This is a genomic window from Neorhizobium sp. DAR64872/K0K18, assembly GCF_050500175.1.
Taxonomy (GTDB): Bacteria; Pseudomonadota; Alphaproteobacteria; order Rhizobiales; family Rhizobiaceae; genus Neorhizobium; species Neorhizobium soli.
Genome location: NZ_CP191446.1, coordinates 3,032,144 through 3,051,401 on the forward strand (window position 1 = coordinate 3,032,144; position 19,258 = coordinate 3,051,401).

Sequence of the window (19,258 nt, forward strand, 5' to 3'; positions counted from 1 at the left end):
TATCGAAGTGTTCCTGTAGAACTCTCGGCAACGGGTTGAGACACACAATCCTCCCCTTTTCATGCAATGCACACAGACAATCTAAGGAGAATGTCATGGACACGAAAACTGACACTGCGGGCAAGTGTCCCGTTGCACATGGCCAGAACCCCCAGGGCAATACGCCGCGCGGTCGCTCGAACCGCGACTGGTGGCCAAGCCAGCTGAACGTTCAGATTCTGCATACCCACACGGCACTGGCCAACCCGCTGGGCAAGTCGTTTGATTATGCCGAAGAATTCAAGACGCTCGATCTCGACGCCGTGAAGCAGGACCTTCATGCGCTGATGACCGATAGCAAGGACTGGTGGCCGGCCGATTTCGGTCATTACGGCGGTCTTTTCATCCGCATGGCCTGGCACAGCGCCGGCACCTATCGCATCACCGACGGCCGCGGCGGCGCCGGCATGGGCCAGCAGCGTTTCGCACCGCTCAACAGCTGGCCTGACAACGTCAACCTCGACAAGGCTCGCCGCCTTCTGTGGCCGATCAAGCAGAAATACGGAAACAAGATCTCCTGGGCCGACCTGATGATCCTGACCGGCAACGTCGCGCTGGAATCGATGGGCTTCAAGACCTTCGGTTTTGCCGGCGGCCGTGCCGACGTGTGGGAGCCGGAAGAACTTTATTGGGGTCCCGAAGGCAGCTGGCTGGGCGACGAGCGCTATAGCGGCGAGCGCGAGCTGGCCGAACCCCTCGGCGCCGTGCAGATGGGCCTCATCTACGTCAACCCGGAAGGCCCGAACGGCAACCCGGACCCGCTGGCCTCGGCCCGCGACATCAGAAGCACGTTTGCCCGCATGGCGATGAACGACGAGGAAACCGTGGCGCTGGTCGCCGGCGGCCACACGTTCGGCAAGACCCATGGCGCCGGTGATCCGTCGCTGGTCGGAACCGACCCGGAAGGCGGCGAGCTGGAATCCCAGGGCCTCGGCTGGGCGAGCAAGCACGGCACCGGCATGGGCGCCGACACGATCGGCAGCGGTCTCGAAGTCACTTGGTCGCAGACGCCGACCCAGTGGAGCAACTACTTCTTCGAAAACCTGTTCGGCTTCGAATGGGAACTGACGAAGAGCCCGGGCGGCGCCCATCAGTGGCAGGCAAAGAACGCCGAAGCTTCGGTACCCGACGCGCATATCCCCGGCCGCAAGCATGTCCCGACCATGCTCACCTCCGACCTGGCGCTGCGTTTCGACCCAATCTACGAGCCGATCTCGCGCCGCTTCCTCGAAAACCCGGCTGAATTTGCCGACGCGTTTGCCCGCGCCTGGTTCAAGCTGACGCACCGCGACATGGGCCCGAAGGTTCGCTACCTCGGCCCGGAAGTGCCAGCCGAAGACCTGATCTGGCAGGACGTCATTCCGCCGGTCGATCATCCGCTGATCGACGATGCTGACATCGCCAACCTCAAGGAAAAGGTTCTGGCAACCGGCCTTTCGGTTCAGGAACTGGTGTCCACCGCCTGGGCTTCGGCGTCCAGCTTCCGCGGTTCCGACAAGCGCGGCGGTGCCAACGGTGCCCGCATCCGTCTGAGCCCGCAGAAGGACTGGGAAGTCAACCAGCCGGAACAGCTTGCCAAAGTTCTCCGTCAGCTGGAAGACATCCAGACCGCCTTCAACACGGCCCATGCCGGTGCAAAGAAGGTCTCGCTTGCCGATCTGATCGTGCTGGCTGGCGCTGCCGGCGTTGAAAAGGCGGCGAAGGCTGCTGGTCACGATGTCGTCGTGCCCTTCTCGCCCGGCCGGATGGATGCCTCCGAGGCGCAGACCGACGCCCTGTCGTTTGCAGCACTCGAGCCGCGCATCGACGGGTTCCGCAACTACGTGAACGAAAAGCGCACGCAGTTCATGCAGGCGGAAGAAGCACTGGTCGACCGTGCCCAGCTTCTGACCCTGACGGCACCGGAAATGACCGTTCTGGTCGGCGGCCTTCGTGTTCTGAACGTTGGCACCCCTGAGCATGGCGTGTTCACGACTGCCAAGGAGACGCTGACGAACGACTTCTTCGTCAACCTCCTCGACATGGGCACCGTCTGGGCACCTGTTGCCGGCGAGCGTGGCGTCTATGAAGGTCGCGACCGCAGCACCAGCGCGCAGAAGTGGACTGCCACCCGCGCCGACCTGATCTTCGGCTCGCATTCGCAGCTGCGCGCGATTGCCGAAATCTATGCCCAGGCCGATGCCAAGACGAAGTTCGTCAAGGATTTCGTGGCCGCATGGGTGAAGGTGATGAACGCAGATCGTTTCGACCTGCGCGCCTAAAACAAAACCGGCCGGACGCAACACACGTTGCGCCCGGCCGATCTCTTTCTGGCGTCAGCGCTGGCTGAAGAACGCCGAGAGAGCATCGATATCGTCGTCCTGAAGATATTTTGCGGCATTCACCATCAGATGGCTCGATGACGTGCCGCCACGAACGGCGCCTCGAAACAGATCGAGCTGCTGCTTCAGATAGGCGGCATTCTGCCCCGAAAGTTTCGGATAGGCAGGGTTCGCACCGTCCTTGTCATGACAGCTGAGACAGACGGGGATCTTGTCCGCTGACCGTCCCTTTTCGGCAAGCTCGCGGCCTCTTTCCACAAGCGCCTGGTCCTTCGGCGGCATATCGCGTTTCGGACTTTGCTGACCGGCATAGTAGCGCGCCAGTTCCGGCAGGCTTTCTTCCGGGAGCGTGCCGACTGCGACACCCATGATGCCGCTTGGCCGCCTGTTGTCGTGATAGGCCTTGAGGCTTTCCAGCAGATAGGTCTCCGACTGTCCTGCGAGGCGCGGAATTATGCTGCCGTCGTTGAGTTTTGCCTCCGCATGACAGCTTTCGCAGGTGATCGGCAGCGGCGATACTTCGCCCGCGGTTCCCATGCCGTGCAGACCTGATGCTGCGATATAGGCCTTGCCGTCCATCTCAGGCAGTTTGCGCAGAAACGCCACCATCGCCCAGACTTCGTCGTCACGCGTCTGCACCGGCCAGGCCGGCATGCCGGTAAAGCGAACGCCGTGCTTGACGATCTCGAACAACTGCGCGTCGGTCCAGGTCGGCACGACTACTTTCAGATCCGGCGGCGGCGGAAGCATCGACAGCACGGCATCGGACCGGCCCTGTGCCGGCGACCCGTGACAGGTGGCGCAGCCGCTTTCGAAATGGCCGGCGCCCGCAGGCACCAGGGCCGGATTGTCGAGCGGTGGCGGATCGACGGACATTGAGGCAGTGCTGACCGAATTGCGCATTACCCAATGCAGGAACCAGTCGGTCGCCGCCCAGTGTCCGGTCGAGGCGCGCACGCTGATCAGGCCCGACCACGCGACGCCGAGGCCGAGGATCGGCGCAAGGATGGCAAGAATGATCAGATGCTTCCAGCGGATCGTCATCATGCGTTCCCCTCAAGCTCAGGAGCCGGATCATGCCTCAGCATGCCGGCGAGCAGCGCCACGCCGCCTGCAAGATAGACGATAGCACCAACCAGCAGCATCACCACACCGCCTGTCTGCTGATCGGCGAGTGCCGTCAGCGAAATGCCGAAACAGCTCACCTCGCCCGCCCCGTATAGCGGCCGCGGCGAAAGCGACAGGAGCGCGCCGAGCAGCGTCATATGCATCGAGGTAAACAAGAGGCCGAACGTGCCGGCAAGTCGACGCGCCTCGCGTCCCGATGCCGCACCGCCGAGACAGGAGAGCCACAGCGTCAGCCCGGCCGTGAGAAATACCATCTGCTCGAGAGCGGCGAACGGGACCGACCCTTCCGATAGCTCGCGCATGGCCGGAATATGCCAGCCCCAGACGGCAAACAGTTCCAGCACCGAGGCGAGCATCGGTGTGAGCCAGAGATGACCGGCCGTGAAATCGAAGCGGCTTCCGGACATGCCGAACGCGATCAGCGGCGACGCGATGGCAACGACACCCATATGGGCGACCATATGCACCGAGAACGAGCCGCGATCGGAAAACGGCAGGATGCCGAACCAGAGCAGACCGAGGACCAGCGCCCCCGCGATCAGCGCAAGGCGTTTCATGGCTGGCACTCCGCAATGAAGATCAGCGGAATGGCCGCATAGACGACCGACACGAAGCTCAGGCCCGACAGCAGCAGCGTTGCAAACCCTTGGAACAGCGTGCGCGACGAGCGCGTCGGTTCGTCATGCGGCGCGTCCTTGGCACCGAACCCCCACTGGCGCCAGGCGAGATAGGCAGAAAGCACGATCATCGCGAGCGCGGCGAGTGTCACGACGACAAGCACGATCCGGACCGTGTCGAAGCTGAACGACGCCGGCAGACGCTTGGCGCAGAAAACCGCGACCGTCGCATAGCAGATGATGAAATGCAGCGCCCAGACCACTGGCGCCGTAAACAGGGTCCAGAGAGTTTCGACCTCGCGGGGGATAACGCTCTTCATGATGCCACCAGCGGAAAGAGACCGAGCACGCCGAACGTGACAACGGCGGTAAACGCCATGAAATGCCAGTAGAGCGTGACGTTGCGGATATCCTGATCGTATTCGCCTGTCATGTTGCCGGTGAGGCTGCGGGCAAGGCAATAGAGCTGCATCACGACGCCGACCACGCCGTGGATGACGGTCCAGAGGGCAATCACCCAGACGGTGGCCGGATAGACGTTGGAGGTCGGGTCCATGCCGGTAAGATATGGACCGGCGAGACCGGCAAGCGAGGCGGCGATGGTAACGGCTGCGGCTGCAACGAGGGCCAAGCGGCAACCCGTTGGGCCCTTCTCGTTCAGCTGCCGGGCCAGCATCGTCAGGCCCCAGGCCGCTAGATAAAGCAGTAGTGCCACCATCGGCCAGAACACGCCGGGCCCGGCACTGACGCCGGTATAATCGTCATGCACCGTCCAGTAGAAGAAATAGCCGAAGATCAGGCTGGCAAAGGCGGTACCGTCACCGACCATAGTGATGAACATCGCCCACCATCCGACAGACGCGGGCCCGGAGACATAGACCGGCAGGCTTAAGCCCAGCCCGACATCGGTCTCAGCCGTATCCGGGATCTGCGCCGTGCCCGTCCACAGCCAGTAGATGATGGCGACAAAGGTGATGATGGCGCAGATGATGGTGGGGATCCACCAGTGGAAGGTGAGCGCGATAAACACGCCACCCAGCGACAGCGCCGCGATGATGGTGACATAGGAGACGCCGCCGACGCGCAGACACTGGATCGGCTTTGCATCGAGCACCGACGTGACCAGCGTCTCGCGCCGACCGGATTTCGCATCCGGCAGATAGAACCGGCCAGCCTCGATATCGGCCTGCAGGTTCGGCTGGTCCCACAGCGGGTAACGGCTGGTGATGATCGGCACGGAGCGCATGCCCCAGCTCTCGTCCGGATCGTTGGTCCATTCCAGCGTTCCGGAATTCCACGGGTTGAGATTGCGTTCCGCGGGCTTGGGTTTCGGGCGGAAGATGTCGATCACGAAGGTGGCGACACCCGCCGCAAAGATGAAGGCGCCGATGGTCGAGATAAGGTTGAAAATATCCCAGCCGAATTCTTCCGGGTAGGTGAAGACGCGTCGCGGCATGCCCCGCAGCCCGGAAAAATGCATCGGGAAGAACGCGGTGTTGAAGCCTGTAAACATCAGCCAGAACGACACCTTGCCCCAGCTATCCGACAGCTTTTTGCCGGTCACGAAAGGGAAGTAATAGTAGATGCCGGCGACGATCGGGAAGAACATGCCGCCGATCAGCACGTAATGCAGGTGCGCCACGATGAAATAGGTGTCATGCGCCTGCCAGTCGAACGGAACGAGCGCCACCATGACGCCGGTCAGCCCGCCGATCACGAAGATGATCAGCCCGCCCGCCCCAAACAGCATCGGCACGGAAAAGATCACCCGGCCCGCAAGCATGGTGGCAATGAAAACGAAGATCTGCACCCCGGTCGGGATCGCCACTGCCTCCGATGCCGCCGAGAAGAAGGCGAGCGAAATCTGCGGCAGGCCGGTCGCGAACATGTGGTGGACCCACAACCCGAAACTCAGGAAACCCGTGCCGACAGCCGCCAGCACGATCCAGGAATAGCCGACGATCGGACGCTGCGAGAACGTCGGCACGATCATCGCCATCAGCGCGATGGCCGGCAGGAAGACGATGTAGACTTCCGGATGCCCGAAGATCCAGAATAGATGCTGCCAGAGCAAGGGATCGCCGCCGCGCGAGGGATCGAAGAACGGCCAGTTGAACATCCGCTCCATCTCGAACAGGATGTCGCCGGCAATCAGCGGCGGGAAGGCAAACAGAATCATGCCCGCGACGATCAGCAGATACCAGGCAAACATCGGCATCATGTTGATGCGCATGCCGGGGGCGCGGCATTTCATGATGCCGACGATGATCTCGACGGCTGCGGCAATCGATGCCACCTCGATGAAGGAGAGGCCGAGCAGCCAGATGTCGGCGCCGATGCCGGCATATTCCTTGTCGGTGGCAAGCGGCGGATACATGAACCAGCCGGCATTGGGTGCTGCGTTGAAGAAGATCGAGCCGCAGACGAAGATGCCACCAAGCAGGAAGCTCCAGTAGCCGAAGGCCGATAGCCGCGGGAACGGCAGTTCGCGTGCGCCGAGCATGGACGGCAGAAGAAAGATCGCGATCGCCTCAAAGATCGGCACCGCGAACAGGAACATCATGACCGTGCCGTGCAGGGTGAAGACCTGGTTGAACAGCTCGGCCGACATGAAATCGTTGTTGGGGACGACGAGCTGCATCCGAATCAGCAGTCCGAGAACGCCGGCAAACAGCATGAAGACGAATGCCGTGACGCCGTACCAGAGGCCGATCTCGCTGTTGTTGACCGACGTCCAGTAGCGCCAGCCCTTGGGCGTTTCCCAGGTGTCGCGCAGCCTCTTTTCCTGGGCGGCGCGCTCCTCGGGCGAGAAATTTCCGAGTTCAACGCTCATCGAAGCCCCTTCAGATACTGTGCAATGCGATCGGTTTCGGCTTCGGGCAACATGTTGTAATGCGGCATCCGCACACCGGGCTTGATGCCGGCCGGATCGCGCAGGAAGCGGGCGATATCGGCGGTGGTATTGCCAAGCGTGCCGGCCCCGACCGAACCGCGTTCGCCGAATGCCGTCAGATCCGGGCCGATGACGCCGCGCGCCTCGGTGCCTGAAATCGCATGGCAGGCGGAACAGCCGTTTTTCAGAAACAGCGCCAACCCCTCGGCATCCCCGCCACCGGACGCGCTGCGGCGGGATGCGAGCCAGGCGTCATAGGCCGGCTTTTCCATCACCTCCACGGTAAAGCCCATCAGCGCATGCGAGGTGCCGCAGAATTCGGCGCAGACCCCGCGATAGGAGCCGGGCTTGTCACCCTCCAGCGTCAGCACGTTTCGACGGCCGGGGATCATGTCCATCTTGCCGCCAAGCACCGGGATCCAGAACGAATGGATGACATCGGGTGAGGTCAGCTGAAACGCCACCCGCTCGCCGACCGGCATGCGGATCTCGTTGGCGGTCTCGAAGGCGACAGAGCCGTCCGGATCGAGATAACGGACGCGCCACCAGTACTGCTCGCCGGTGACATCGATCTGTTGCAGCCCCTCACCGCCTCCCGAGAAAAACGGACGGACATTCGGCATCAGCCACATGGCGTAGGATAACAGCGCGCCAAGAACGATGCAGGGCATCACGGCGCCGCCCCATAGGATCAGTTTGCCCGCCCCCTGTTCGGAATGGGCGTTCTTCTTGCGCGCCGCATAAAACAGAAGCGCCACGACGCCGACCCAGATTACCGCGCCGCCGATCAGCATCGCGAAGAACAGTGTCGCGACACCCGCGGCTTCCCGTCCCGCGGGATCAAGCACCGACTGCACGCCGGAGCAGGAAACCATCAGCGGACAGAGGAGAATTAGGGAAAGGACTGCTTTCGCCGCAGGCAGAAGGGCGCGGACGATGACATCGTCGAAATAGGTTTGAGATCGGGTTGGCCGGCTGTCGCCGGTCACGCGGTCATCGTTCATTCTGCTCTTCACCCCCGGCTCGAACAGGCGCAATGCATGACTTCTAATTTTGTTCCCACCCCAAACGAATTTTTTTTACACGGTGAAAACGATGAGCGTTAAGGGCCGCGTCTCATCGAACTTCATGACAACCGCTCGCGAAAAGGAACTATCGCCCTCTGGCTCCGTTACGTCACGTTCGTTGACGATCTCGCCGTCAAGCAAGGGAGCAGGTTGATATGAGTGCACCACGTGCCAACTGGAAAGGTCATATCAAGTTCGGCGAGGTGAGCTGCCCTGTCGCGCTCTACACAGCGGTTTCATCGTCGGACCGGATCAGCTTCAACATCCTCAATCGCAAGACCGGAAATCGCGTGCGCCGCGAGTTTGTGGACAGCGAGACAGGTGACCCCGTCGAGCACGACGACCAGGTGAAGGGCTACGAGACCGGCAGCGGCAAATACGTGGTGCTGGAACCAGACGAGATCGCCGCCGCTATCCCCGAGAGCGACAAGACGCTCGATATCGACGCGTTCATCTCCTGCGCGGAGATCGACGACATCTATTTCGACAAGCCCTATTATCTCGCGCCCCAAAAGCTCGGCGAGGAAGCCTTTGCGCTTCTGCGCGACGGCATGAAGGAGGCGGGCGTCGCAGCGATCGCGAGCACCGTGCTTTTCCGGCGGTTGCGGACAGTGCTGATCCGTCCCCACGGCGACGGGCTGATCGGCACCACGCTCAATTTCGATTACGAGGTCCGCTCGACGGACAAGGCCTTCGAAGACGTGACAGAGGTCAAGATCGACAAGGAGATGCTCGAACTCGCCTCCCATATCATCGGCACCAAGAAGGGTAGCTACGACCCGACCAAGTTCGACGACCGGTATGAAGAAGCGCTGGCCGAACTGGTGAAGGCGAAGCTCGAGGGCAAGAAGATCCCGAAGCGGAAGGCCCCGACAGCCTCCAAACCATCCGATCTTCTGCAGGCCCTGCGTGAAAGCGCCGGCATGGGCGGCAAGTCCGGATCAACGGACAAGCCGAAGGCAAAGACCAAGGCGCCCGCCAAGCCGAAATCCGCCAACACCAACAAGACGCCACGCAAGACTGCCAAATCCGCACCATCATCCTCGACAAGCACGCGCCGCAAGGCCGGTTAAGGGAAACGACAGCCATGGCAATACGTCCCTACTGGAAAGGCTATCTGAAGCTTTCGCTCGTCACCTGCTCCGTCGAGATGACACCGGCGACCTCGGAAAGCGAGAAGGTGCGCTTCCACACGCTTAACCGCGAAACCGGCAACCGGGTGCAGAGCCACTACGTGGATTCGGTGACCGGCAAGCCCGTGCGCGATGACGATGAAGTCAAAGGCTATCAGCGAGGCGAAGACGACTACGTGATGCTAGAAGACGAGGAGCTCGACAATGTCGCGCTCGAAAGCACCAAGACGATCGATATCTCGACCTTCACGCCGCGTTCCGACATCGACTGGATCTGGCTCGATACCCCCTACTATCTGACGCCGAACGAGAAGGTCAGCGAAGAGGCATTCTCGGTGATCCGCGCCGCCATGGACAGCCAGGAGATGGTCGGCATTTCGCGACTGGTGCTCGGCCGGCGCGAACGGGCCGTTATGATCGAGCCCCGCGGCAAGGGCATCGTTCTCTGGACGCTGCGCTTCGGCGACGAGGTGCGCGAAGCCAAGGACTATTTTGACGGACTGGACAAGGCCGAGCCCGAGAAAGAGACATTGCCGCTGATCCGCAAGCTGATCGAACAGCAGACCCGCCCCTGGGACGCGAAATTCGTGACCGATCCGGTGCAGGACAATCTGCTCGACATCATCAAGTCGAAAAAGAAACAACGCCGCCCGACACCGAAAATGGCCGAGAAGGAAGAGTCGGACAAGCCCAGCAACGTCATCGACATCATGGATGCGCTGAAACGCTCGCTGGCGGCAGACAAGCGGAAAAGCAAGTAGGCTAACGGCTTTTGGGGAACGGTGGCCTCAGGCTGCTGACAACCACTGAAGAAGCTACTGCTCAGGATGCAGGCGATACCTCGGTCGCGCAGGCCTTGAAAGTCCCCCAGCCGCGCGTTGCTTGACGAGAGCGACGCCCCACTTCCCTCATCCTCACCCTTGTGGCGGGGATCCAGCGACACGACGCCTGTCGGGTCGAAGACTCTTGTCAGCTCAAGGACTTGAGCTGACTGGATCCACGCCACAAGGGCGAGGATGAGGGGCGTTTGGGACTAGGCTCACTTTTCCAATTGACTGTAGAGTTGTTCAATAACAGCATTGTCAGCTGCGTGAGTAGGCCGAACGCCGGCCTACTGTCCTCACCACTCAACCTCGAGCCTCAACCTTCTTCAACCGCTTGATCGCCTCGGCAAGCGGCCGTTCGGCGTCGCAATAGTCTTTCCACGCTTCGCTTTTCGCAATCAGCGCCGGCACCGTATGAATGGTGAAGCGATGCGGGTCGAGGTCGGCTTTGACCTGGGTCCAGGTGAGCGGCATGGAGACCGTCGCACCCTCGCGCGCACGCGGCGAAAGCGGCGCGACGGCTGTCGCCATGCGGTCGTTTCGCAGATAGTCGATGAAGATGCGGCCTTCACGCAGCTTCTTCGACATCTTGATGAGATAGAGATCGGGATCGTCCTGCGCCATCAGGTTGGAAACCCGGTGCGCGAAATCCTTGGCCTCATCCCACGTCAACTCCTTGCGGCCGCCCGTCTTCAGCGGCACGACCACATGCAGGCCCTTGCCGCCCGTCGTCTTGCAAAAGCTCATCAGCCCCAGTTCGTCGAGACGGTCCCGGATTTCACGAGCGGCCTCGACTACCTTCGGAAAGGCGACATCGGGAGCGGGATCGAGGTCGAAGACGAGCCTTCCGGGAACCTCGGGCTTGTTCGGCTGGCAGTTCCATGGGTGCAGTTCCAGCGATCCGACCTGCGCGAGAGCTGCCAGTCCCTCGATGCGATCGACCTGCAGATAGGCCTTCTTGTCGCCATGGACCTTGACCAGTTCCAGAAGGTTCGATGTGCCCTGCATGGCATGCCGCTGGAAGAACTGCTCGCCGCCGATCCCGTCGGGCGCGCGGATGACCGAGCAGGGCCGACCCTTGATGTGCTCTATCATCCAGCCCGCGACCGATTCGTAGTAATGGCCGAGATCCTCCTTGGTAACAGGCGTGTCACCGTTCTGGGCATCGCTTGGCCAGAGCGGCTTGTCGGGATTGGAGAGCATCACGCCCATCACTTCCGCCTTGCCGCCCCTGCCGCGCGGCACCTTCGTGGGTTTCGCGCCGCTGGCGGTCTTTTCCGCCTTTGGCTGCGGCGTCTCCTGATCCGGTGAAGCCGGCTTTTCCGCCTCAACTTCATCAGCCGGCTTGTCTTCGCGCAGGCCCTTGAATGCCGCCTGGCGCACCTGGCCATCATTCGTCCAGCCCGCAAACTGGATCTCGGCAACCAGCTCCGGTTTCACCCAATGCATGTCCTTGGTCTTCTTGGGCGCCCCGATACCGGTAAACGGGCTTTTCTCGGCAGAAAGCGGCTCGAGCTTGGACACCAGATCCGCCGCCCTGCCCGCGCCAAACCCGGTTCCGACACGACCGACATAAACGAAATGGTTGTCGCGATAGACGCCGGCGAGAAGCGAGCGGAACTTGCCCTCTGTCGTCGCATAGCCGCCGATCACCACTTCGTGGCCGGCCCGGCACTTGGCCTTGACCCAGGTGTCGCTTCGCCCCGACCGGTACGGCGCGTCCGCCTGTTTCGAGACGATGCCTTCGAGCGAGAGACGGCAGGCGGAACGCAGAACCGCATCGCCACCGGTTTCGAAATGGTCGACATAGCGGATCCGGGCGCCCGCTTCCGCCTCGGCAATCAACTGCGAAAGTCTCGATTTGCGCTCATCGAGCGGCATGTCGCGCAGGTCTTGGCCCTCGTGGAAGAGGAGATCGAAGGCGAAATAGACGAGGTCGTCTGTCTTGTCCTCGGAAAGTGCCGCCTGCAGCGCTGCGAAATCCGGCGCACCGTCATGATCAAGCGCGCAGATCTCTCCGTCGATGACCGTATCTGGCAGGACCGCAGCATCTTCGGCGATCTGCGAAAACCGCTCCGTCCAGTCGAGCCCCTTGCGGGTTCTCAAGATGATCTTGCCATCCTGCACGCGCATCTGAACCCGATATCCATCGAACTTGATCTCATGCAGCCAGCCTTCTGCCGATGGTGGACGGTCGCGGATCTGGCAGAGCTGCGGTGCGATGAAATCCGGCATTTTTTCCGAGGCCGGATTCGCCTTATCTGCGCTCTTGCCCTTACTTGCACTCTTGCTCCCAGCCTTCCGTTCGTCAGCCGCCAGCCCTTCGCTGCTGTCCCACACAGCATCCGCATCGACCGCGCTGCTGGTCAGCATGAAAGGTTTCGGCTTGCGTCCCTTGCCCGCAGCAATCGTCGCCATGTCGCGACCGGAAGCGACCGAGGTTTCCATCTCTTTCAAGACCGCATCGCCGTCCTTGTCGACCGAGTGATCGTCGTGATGCTTGATCAGCAGCCAGTTGGTGCGCTTGCCGCCATCTCGGTCCTTTTTCATCCGCACCAGCACGAAGCCGCCCTGCAGCCTCTCGCCATCCAGGATGAACTTGAAATCGCCCTTGGCGAGCGCCTTTTCGAGTGGAAGCGCGCCATCGACTTCCCAGTATCCCCGATCCCACAGCATGACCGTGCCGCCGCCATACTCGCCTTTCGGAATGGTCCCTTCGAAATCGCCGTAATCGAGAGGATGATCCTCGACCTCGACCGCAAGGCGCTTGTCCTGAGGATCGAGCGACGGGCCGCGGGTCACCGCCCAGGACTTGAAAACGCCGTCCATTTCCAGCCGCAGATCGTAATGCAGCCGCGTCGCATCGTGCTTCTGAATGACGAAGCGGCCGCGCTTGGACGGCCGCACTTTAGCGGCGCCGCTCGGCTCCTTGGTCTTCTTGAAATCACGCTTGCTGCGGTAGGTTGAAAGAGTATCGGACATGGAACGCTCCCGGCACGGCTAGGGAGTCCGAATGTCCCACCGGCGCAATAGTTCCACAACGCACGGTGGACGGATCGAACACCGTTAATCACCTCAACAGCAGGTGACAGAATGCCCTCGCCTTGCTGCCTAACTCTCTTTTCGATACAAACGCACTCAAGGTCGACAGCAGGGGACACGCCGCCATGAGCATCCAGCAGAAGCCGGTCTTCACGGCGGAAGACGTGGCGCGGGCAGAGAGCTACAAGGCGCGCGACTATCCTGATAATGTCGATCCGAAGGTGGAAGACCTCGTCCGCCAGATGATCTCGGGCTTTGCCGACAAGTGGACGGTGGTCATCCTCGATACGCTGTGGGACGAAGGTATCTTGAGGTTTTCCGACCTCGCCCACCGCGTCACCGGCATCAGCCAGAAAATGCTGACCCAGACGCTTCGGCGCATGGAACGCGACGGTCTGGTCATCCGCAAGACCTATGCCTGCGTGCCGCCGAAGGTGGAATACAGCCTCTCGCCGCTCGGCCTGACGCTCGGGGCAGCCTTCTGCAATGTGTGGATCTGGGCGGTCGAGAACCACGATGCGGTGGCAAAGGCCCGGACAGCATTCGACGACGAAGGCTGAAGGCCCCGGCGATACCGGCGCCTCCACATCGTTCCGCCTTCAGCTCGGGTTGATCATCGAAAAGACCTTGTCGAAGTTGCCAGTGGCTTCCGCCGTGCGCTGCCGCATCACCCGCTCAACCATCACTTCCGAGGGCGTCGGATCGGCGCAGAGCAGCCCGACGGATTCGGACACAAAATCAGCCAGCGGCATGGCCGTCGCGAACTTCGACTGGCCGGGCGTCAGCTCCGTCGCCACCTGCGGCGGGGCAAGCTCCACCACGGCAATCTTGGTGCTGCGCAATTCGTGCCGCAGGCTCATTGTCCAGGAATGGATGGCCGCCTTGGTGGCGCTGTAGGTCATGGAATCGGTGCGCGGCACGAAGGCGAGACCCGAAGAGACGGTGACGATCGCTGCTTCCGGCTTCTGGCGCAAATGTGGAAGCAGTGCCGAGGTCAGCAAGATCGGCGCGAGAAGGTTCGTGGTGATGGTACGCTCGGCGACATCAACGTCGTAGACGTCAGCGAGCACGTTCTCGCGCTCCATGATCCCGGCATTGTGGATGACGACATTGAGATCCGGATGATCCGTCACGACCGAAGCGGCAAACTCGTTCAGGCCGTCCTTGTCCGTGACATCGAGCTGGCATCCGGAAAGCGCCGGATTTTCCTTCAGCGTTTGATTCAGACTCGCCTCGTTGCGCCCGGTGACGATCACCTTCGCGCCGCGTTCGGAAAGGGCGATGGCGAGACCGCGGCCGATGCCGGAATTGCCGCCGGTAATCAGGATTGTTGCTTTCGTGAAATCCATTTGCATTCTCCAATGCTGCTGATGCGCTTCAATATCATCCATAGTAACTTCTAGTAAGAAGGCACCTTTTCGTAAGAAATGGGAAATCGGATGGGGCCATCACGGCAATGTGCCGCACGCGGCGTGTCCGGCAAGGGGCGCACGGTTTACAGGATGGCCGGTTCTGATTTACAGCTTCGCCCGAAATCTCGTCGGGAATACAAGGATAAGCCGATGGCGCTGACAGCTTCCACCACCCATGCCCGTAAAGGCCTCGGCCATGCGGTCATCGTCACGCTCGGCATGGCGGCAACCGTCGGCACGGCGCTCGGCTTCCAGTATCTCGGCGGCTATATTCCCTGCGCGATGTGCCTCCTGCAGCGCGAACCCTATTACTACGCAATTCCGGTCGGCATTCTTGCCATGGGTGCCCTGGCATTCGGCATGCCCGCCTGGATCGGCCGCACGCTTCTGATCCTCGTCGGCCTGATGATGCTGGTCGGTGCCGGCATGGGCGTCTATCACGCGGGCGTCGAATGGGCCTTCTGGGAAGGTCCCGCAAGCTGCGGCGGCGGCGCGGGTGTCACGACCAATGCCGGCAGCCTTCTCTCCGATCTCAACACGGTGCACGGACCATCCTGCACGGAAGCAGCACTCCGCGTGCTCGGTCTGTCCTTTGCTGGCTGGAACGTGATCGCCAGCGTCATCCTCGCGGCTATCGCCTTGATCGGCGCCAAGAAGGCCGCGTGAGACGTAACCCTTACGGCTGCAGCTCGGAATCCCAGTAGAGATAGTCCATCCAGCTTTCGTGCAGATAGTTGGGCGGAAACAGCCGGCCGTTGTTATGCAGGTCCTGCACGGTCGGCGCATAGGGCTTCTGGTGTGGGAACATGCCGGCCTGCTTGGGAAGCTTGCTGCCCTTGCGCAAATTGCAGGGCGAACACGCCGCCACAACGTTCTGCCAGGTCGTTTCGCCGCCATGGGCCCGCGGGATGACGTGGTCGAAGGTCAGATCGTCATGATCGCCGCAATACTGGCACTCGAACTTGTCGCGCAGGAACACGTTGAAGCGGGTAAATGCGGGATTGCGGGTCGGCTGGATATAGGTCTTCAGGCTGACGACGCTTGGCAGTTTCATCGAGAAGCTGGGCGAACATACCGAATGATCATATTCGGCAATGATGTTCACACGGTCGAGGAATACCGCCTTGATCGCGTCCTGCCAGGACCACAACGACAAGGGATAATAGCTCAGTGGCCGATAGTCAGCGTTCAACACGAGCGCCGGTAAGGCCTGCGGGGAGACTGCAATCGTCAAATGACGCTCCTAACGGATTCGGCATCTATCTCCTCTATATTAGGACCGTTGTTACAGGATTGTGAAGCCCTTTAAATACAAGCGGCTCCGTCACTCAAACTTCACAAAATCGGAGAGACGTCCCGCTTGGTCCGAACCCCGTAATAGGACCAGAAAAGCCTCGTCGCGACCGAGCGCCAGGGACGCCAGATGAGCGCGATGGCGGCAAGTTGCTTTTCTGTCGGGCGCGCTTCCATGCCAAGCCCATCGGCAACCGCTGCCTGCAGCGCCACGTCGCCAGCGGGGAAGAAATCCGCGTGACCTGCGGAAAACATCATGTAGCACTCTGCCGTCCAAGGGCCGATGCCCGGAAGTGCGATCAGCTGCCGCGTCGCCTCGGACGCCTCCAAGCCTCCGATTGCATCAAGATCAAAGCCCTTCTCAGCAATCGCCGTCGCAAGATGCGTGAGCGTCGCAGCCTTAGCTCGCGAAAGCCCGAAACTTGAGACGACCTCGGGATCGAGTGCTGCAAAAGCCTCAGCTTCGGTGGCACCGACAGCTGCCATGCGCTTCCAGATCGCGTCGGCGCTCGCCCGCGATACGACCTGCGAGACGATGATGGAGGCAAGGCCGGCAAAACCCGGTTCGATGAGCCGCAGTGGCAGCTCGCCGGACATCGCTATTATGGGGGCGAGGCGCGGATCGGCAATCACCAGTTCGGCTAAGCCCTCGTCGATATCCGATCGGTCGCGGATGATCCGCACGGTTTTCTCCATGGTTGCGCATCACAAATCATGGCAGAAGGAGGCATGCCAGCCGCCCAAATCGCCACCGATCCTGATAGACCAATCCTGCGTTTCGCGCCAAGCCCGAACGGACTGCTGCATCTCGGGCACGCGCTGTCGGCCATCCTCAACCACGACATGGCCCGGGACATGAATGGCCGCTTCCTGCTGCGGATCGAGGATATCGACCTTGCTCGCTCGACGCCTAACTACGAGGACGCCATCTACCGCGACCTTCACTGGCTTGGCCTTTCCTGGGAAGAACCGCCGCGCCGCCAGTCCGAGCATTTCGAGACCTACCGCCAGGCACTTGCTGAATTGATGGAGATGGGGCTCGTCTATCCGGCCTTCATGACGCGCGGCGAGGTGAAGGCAAGGGTCGCAGATTTCGAGGGCGATGGCGCGACATGGCCGCGCGACCCGGATGGGTCACCGCTCTATCCCGATCATGACCGGCACCTGAGCGAGACCAAACGAAAGACGCGGATCGAAAGCGGCATCCGCCACAGCTGGCGGCTCGACATGGACAAGGCGCTGGCGAGAGTTTCGGACGCTTTGACATGGCGGGAGATAAGCGACGGCGCCGAATGGCTAGTCCCGGCGGATCCGGCAGCCTGGGGCGATGTCGTCCTGTCGCGCTCCGATGCCCCCTCGAGCTACCATCTCTCCGTCACCGTCGACGACGCGGCGCAGGGCATTACCCACGTGGTGCGCGGCATGGATATCTATCACGCAACCTCGGTTCACAGGCTTCTGCAGGAACTGCTCGGCCTGCCGCAGCCGATCTACCACCATCATCGGCTGATCCTTGGCGAAGACGGGCGAAAACTGTCGAAAAGCGAGGGATCAACCGGGCTTGCGGCCCTGCGCGACGCGGGTCTCAGCCCGCTCAACATTCGCGGCCTCCTCGGCCTTAAGGGCTAGAGCCGAAGCATCGCCCCGGCGGCGACGCTCTTTCCGGACGCGGGAGAAGACCGAATAGATCCGGTACTTCATCAACGCCGCATTGAACTCGGCGCCGAGCATGAAGATCACGCCCACCATATAAAGGAAGATGAGCACGATCATGATCGACGCCAGACCCGCGTAGGTCGCTGCGTAATTGGCGAAGGTCGAAAGATAAGCCGCGAACCCGAAGCCGAAGCATGTCCACAAAAGCACCGTCAGCGCCACACCCGGCATGATGTCGATCAGCCGGCGATCTCCCGCCGGAAGGTATTTGTGCGACCCGAGCAGACCGATCATCAGGAGAAACGCCGTGCCGACGAGACCCCAGTTGGCGGCCGCGTTGAGATCGCTGATCAGCCACGGAAAACGGGTCTGGGCAAACCGCGATGCGACGGGCACCGCCAGCAGAAGAATGCTGATGACCGCAAAGATCACCACCGCCAGGATGACGTAACCCAAACTAGCAAGCCGCGTCACATACCAGGGCCGCGTTTCGGTGACCCGGTAGGCGCGGTTGAGCGAGATGCGCAGCGCCTCGACGCCGTTCGACGCAAAGTATGCAGCCGCCAGCACCGATACGGTCAGCAATCCGCCGCGCGGTATTTCCAGCACCCGCTGCAGTTCAGACGCGATCGGATCGGCGACATCGGCCGGCCACGTATCAAACAGGAGGTGCACGGTCGTTTGCGAAAAGCCGCCGGCACCGAGAAAGCCGGCAAGTGCCGTGCCGAAGATCAGGAATGGAAACAGCGCCAGTAGCCCCGACAGCGCCACGTGGCTCGCCATCGCCCATCCATCGTCCTCCGAGAAATGCCAATAGGCATCCCAGAGCACCTTGAACGCCAGTCTCGGCCACCTGACCGGGGAGTTTTCTTCCAAAGGCGGCATCTCCCTGAGGGCTTCGGTGGAGGATGAGTTGAGGCTTATGACAAAATATGGAAGGTAGGCGGCAACTTGTACAGAGAGACCTTAACGGTATGCAATCGGCATGACAGACGGAAGAACGATTATCGTGACAGGCTGTTCCTCAGGGATCGGCGCTCATTGTGCCCGCGCGCTGAAATCCGAGGGATGGCGGGTGTTCGCGACCGTGCGCAAAGAGGCCGATCTGGCAGCGCTGGATGAGGCCGGCATCGAAGCCCTGGTGATGGACTACACCAAGCCTGAAACGATCGCGGCGTTGGTCGACACCGTTCTCGCCCGCACCGGCGGCCGCATTGATGCGCTCTTCAACAACGGCGCCTATGGCCAGCCAGGTGCTGTGGAAGACCTTTCGACCGACGTGCTCAGGATCCAGTTCGAGACCAATCTGTTCGGCTGGCATGACCTGACGACCCGCATCATCCCTGTCATGCGGCGACAGGGTCATGGACGCATCGTCAACTGCTCCTCCATTCTCGGCATCGTTCCCTACCGCTACCGCGGCGCCTACACCGCCTCGAAATTCGCGCTGGAAGGTCTGACCGTGACGATGCGGATGGAGCTTTACGGAAGCGGCATCCATGTGAGCCTGATCGAGCCCGGACCGATCGACACGCAGTTCACGGCCAACGCGCTCGCCAAGGTCAAAGAGAATATCGACCTGGTCAATTCGCCGCATGCCGAACAATACAAGCGGCAATTGCAGCGGCTGGACGGGAGCGGGCCGGTCAACCGCCACAAGCTGGGTCCGGACGCCGTTCACACGGTACTGAAGCATGCCTTGACCGCCGACAACCCGAAGCCACATTATCTGGTGACGAAGCCGGCCAAGCAGGGCGCGTTCCTGAAACGTATCCTGCCGGCAGCGCTCTTCTACAAATTGATGCAACGGATCGACTGATCGCCCGCAAGCGG

General features: G+C 61.4%; 17 protein-coding genes. 7 read left to right on the forward strand and 10 right to left on the reverse strand.

The features are described 5' to 3' along the window. Positions 1-95: 95 nt before the first annotated feature. Positions 96-2,300 (forward strand): catalase/peroxidase HPI, encoded by a 2,205-nt coding sequence (katG, locus tag ACQY1P_RS20295; RefSeq protein WP_430255172.1) that lies wholly within the window; start codon positions 96-98, stop codon positions 2,298-2,300. Positions 2,301-2,354: 54 nt separating this feature from the next. On the opposite strand, the gene ACQY1P_RS20300 is transcribed toward katG, so the two are convergent. The 5 genes from ACQY1P_RS20300 to coxB are packed head-to-tail and all read right to left on the reverse strand — an operon-like array spanning position 2,355 to position 8,002. After that, the gene (locus ACQY1P_RS20300; RefSeq protein ID WP_430255174.1) at positions 2,355-3,407 is read right to left on the reverse strand and encodes a c-type cytochrome; all 1,053 of its coding nucleotides are present in this window, start codon (positions 3,405-3,407) and stop codon (positions 2,355-2,357) included. After that, entirely contained in the window at positions 3,404-4,045 is a 642-nt protein-coding gene (locus ACQY1P_RS20305; protein ID WP_430255176.1) for a cytochrome c oxidase assembly protein, read from the reverse strand. The genes ACQY1P_RS20300 and ACQY1P_RS20305 overlap by 4 nt, the downstream gene beginning before the upstream one ends. Beyond that, entirely contained in the window at positions 4,042-4,425 is a 384-nt protein-coding gene (locus ACQY1P_RS20310) for a hypothetical protein (protein ID WP_062461668.1), read from the reverse strand. The genes ACQY1P_RS20305 and ACQY1P_RS20310 overlap by 4 nt, the downstream gene beginning before the upstream one ends. Next, a complete protein-coding gene (ctaD, locus tag ACQY1P_RS20315) occupies positions 4,422-6,938 on the reverse strand; it encodes a cytochrome c oxidase subunit I (RefSeq protein ID WP_430255178.1) in 2,517 nt (838 codons plus the stop codon). Before ctaD ends, ACQY1P_RS20310 begins: the two co-directional genes overlap by 4 nt. Next, positions 6,935-8,002: a cytochrome c oxidase subunit II gene (gene coxB / locus ACQY1P_RS20320; protein ID WP_430255180.1), complete on the reverse strand. Its 1,068-nt coding sequence runs from the start codon at positions 8,000-8,002 to the stop codon at positions 6,935-6,937. The genes ctaD and coxB overlap by 4 nt, the downstream gene beginning before the upstream one ends. A 218-nt stretch (positions 8,003-8,220) precedes the next feature. Here coxB and ACQY1P_RS20325 point away from each other — a divergent pair, with 218 nt between their 5' ends. After that, positions 8,221-9,138 (forward strand): Ku protein, encoded by a 918-nt coding sequence (locus ACQY1P_RS20325; RefSeq protein ID WP_184654547.1) that lies wholly within the window; start codon positions 8,221-8,223, stop codon positions 9,136-9,138. A 14-nt stretch (positions 9,139-9,152) separates the two neighbouring features. Next, positions 9,153-9,959, forward strand: coding sequence for a Ku protein (locus ACQY1P_RS20330; RefSeq protein ID WP_430255182.1), 807 nt, complete (start codon positions 9,153-9,155; stop codon positions 9,957-9,959). Between the two features lie 366 nt (positions 9,960-10,325). Here ACQY1P_RS20330 and ligD read toward each other — a convergent pair whose 3' ends face one another. Further along, positions 10,326-13,004, reverse strand: a complete 2,679-nt coding sequence (gene ligD / locus ACQY1P_RS20335; protein ID WP_430255184.1) for a DNA ligase D — start codon at positions 13,002-13,004, stop codon at positions 10,326-10,328. A gap of 185 nt (positions 13,005-13,189) precedes the next feature. On the opposite strand from ligD, the gene ACQY1P_RS20340 reads away from it, so the two are divergent. Further along, positions 13,190-13,624: a winged helix-turn-helix transcriptional regulator gene (locus tag ACQY1P_RS20340; protein ID WP_430255186.1), complete on the forward strand. Its 435-nt coding sequence runs from the start codon at positions 13,190-13,192 to the stop codon at positions 13,622-13,624. A gap of 39 nt (positions 13,625-13,663) precedes the next feature. Here ACQY1P_RS20340 and ACQY1P_RS20345 read toward each other — a convergent pair whose 3' ends face one another. Beyond that, a complete protein-coding gene (locus tag ACQY1P_RS20345; RefSeq protein ID WP_430255188.1) occupies positions 13,664-14,413 on the reverse strand; it encodes an SDR family oxidoreductase in 750 nt (249 codons plus the stop codon). A gap of 219 nt (positions 14,414-14,632) precedes the next feature. Here ACQY1P_RS20345 and ACQY1P_RS20350 point away from each other — a divergent pair, with 219 nt between their 5' ends. Then, on the forward strand, positions 14,633-15,142 hold the full coding sequence (locus ACQY1P_RS20350; protein ID WP_062461996.1) for a disulfide bond formation protein B: 510 nt from the start codon (positions 14,633-14,635) through the stop codon (positions 15,140-15,142). Between the two features lie 10 nt (positions 15,143-15,152). On the opposite strand, the gene ACQY1P_RS20355 is transcribed toward ACQY1P_RS20350, so the two are convergent. After that, complete coding sequence (locus ACQY1P_RS20355; protein WP_062461688.1) at positions 15,153-15,710, reverse strand: HNH endonuclease; 558 nt, start codon at positions 15,708-15,710, stop codon at positions 15,153-15,155. Positions 15,711-15,811: 101 nt separating this feature from the next. Beyond that, on the reverse strand, positions 15,812-16,465 hold the full coding sequence (locus ACQY1P_RS20360; protein ID WP_430255190.1) for a DNA-3-methyladenine glycosylase family protein: 654 nt from the start codon (positions 16,463-16,465) through the stop codon (positions 15,812-15,814). An 18-nt stretch (positions 16,466-16,483) separates the two neighbouring features. On the opposite strand from ACQY1P_RS20360, the gene gluQRS reads away from it, so the two are divergent. Further along, on the forward strand, positions 16,484-17,398 hold the full coding sequence (gluQRS, locus tag ACQY1P_RS20365; protein WP_430255192.1) for a tRNA glutamyl-Q(34) synthetase GluQRS: 915 nt from the start codon (positions 16,484-16,486) through the stop codon (positions 17,396-17,398). Here gluQRS and ACQY1P_RS20370 read toward each other — a convergent pair. After that, positions 17,321-18,310, reverse strand: coding sequence for a YihY/virulence factor BrkB family protein (locus ACQY1P_RS20370; protein ID WP_062461693.1), 990 nt, complete (start codon positions 18,308-18,310; stop codon positions 17,321-17,323). The genes gluQRS and ACQY1P_RS20370 overlap by 78 nt on opposite strands. A gap of 100 nt (positions 18,311-18,410) precedes the next feature. On the opposite strand from ACQY1P_RS20370, the gene ACQY1P_RS20375 reads away from it, so the two are divergent. Further along, complete coding sequence (locus ACQY1P_RS20375) at positions 18,411-19,244, forward strand: SDR family oxidoreductase (RefSeq protein WP_092659416.1); 834 nt, start codon at positions 18,411-18,413, stop codon at positions 19,242-19,244. Positions 19,245-19,258 lie beyond the last annotated feature (14 nt).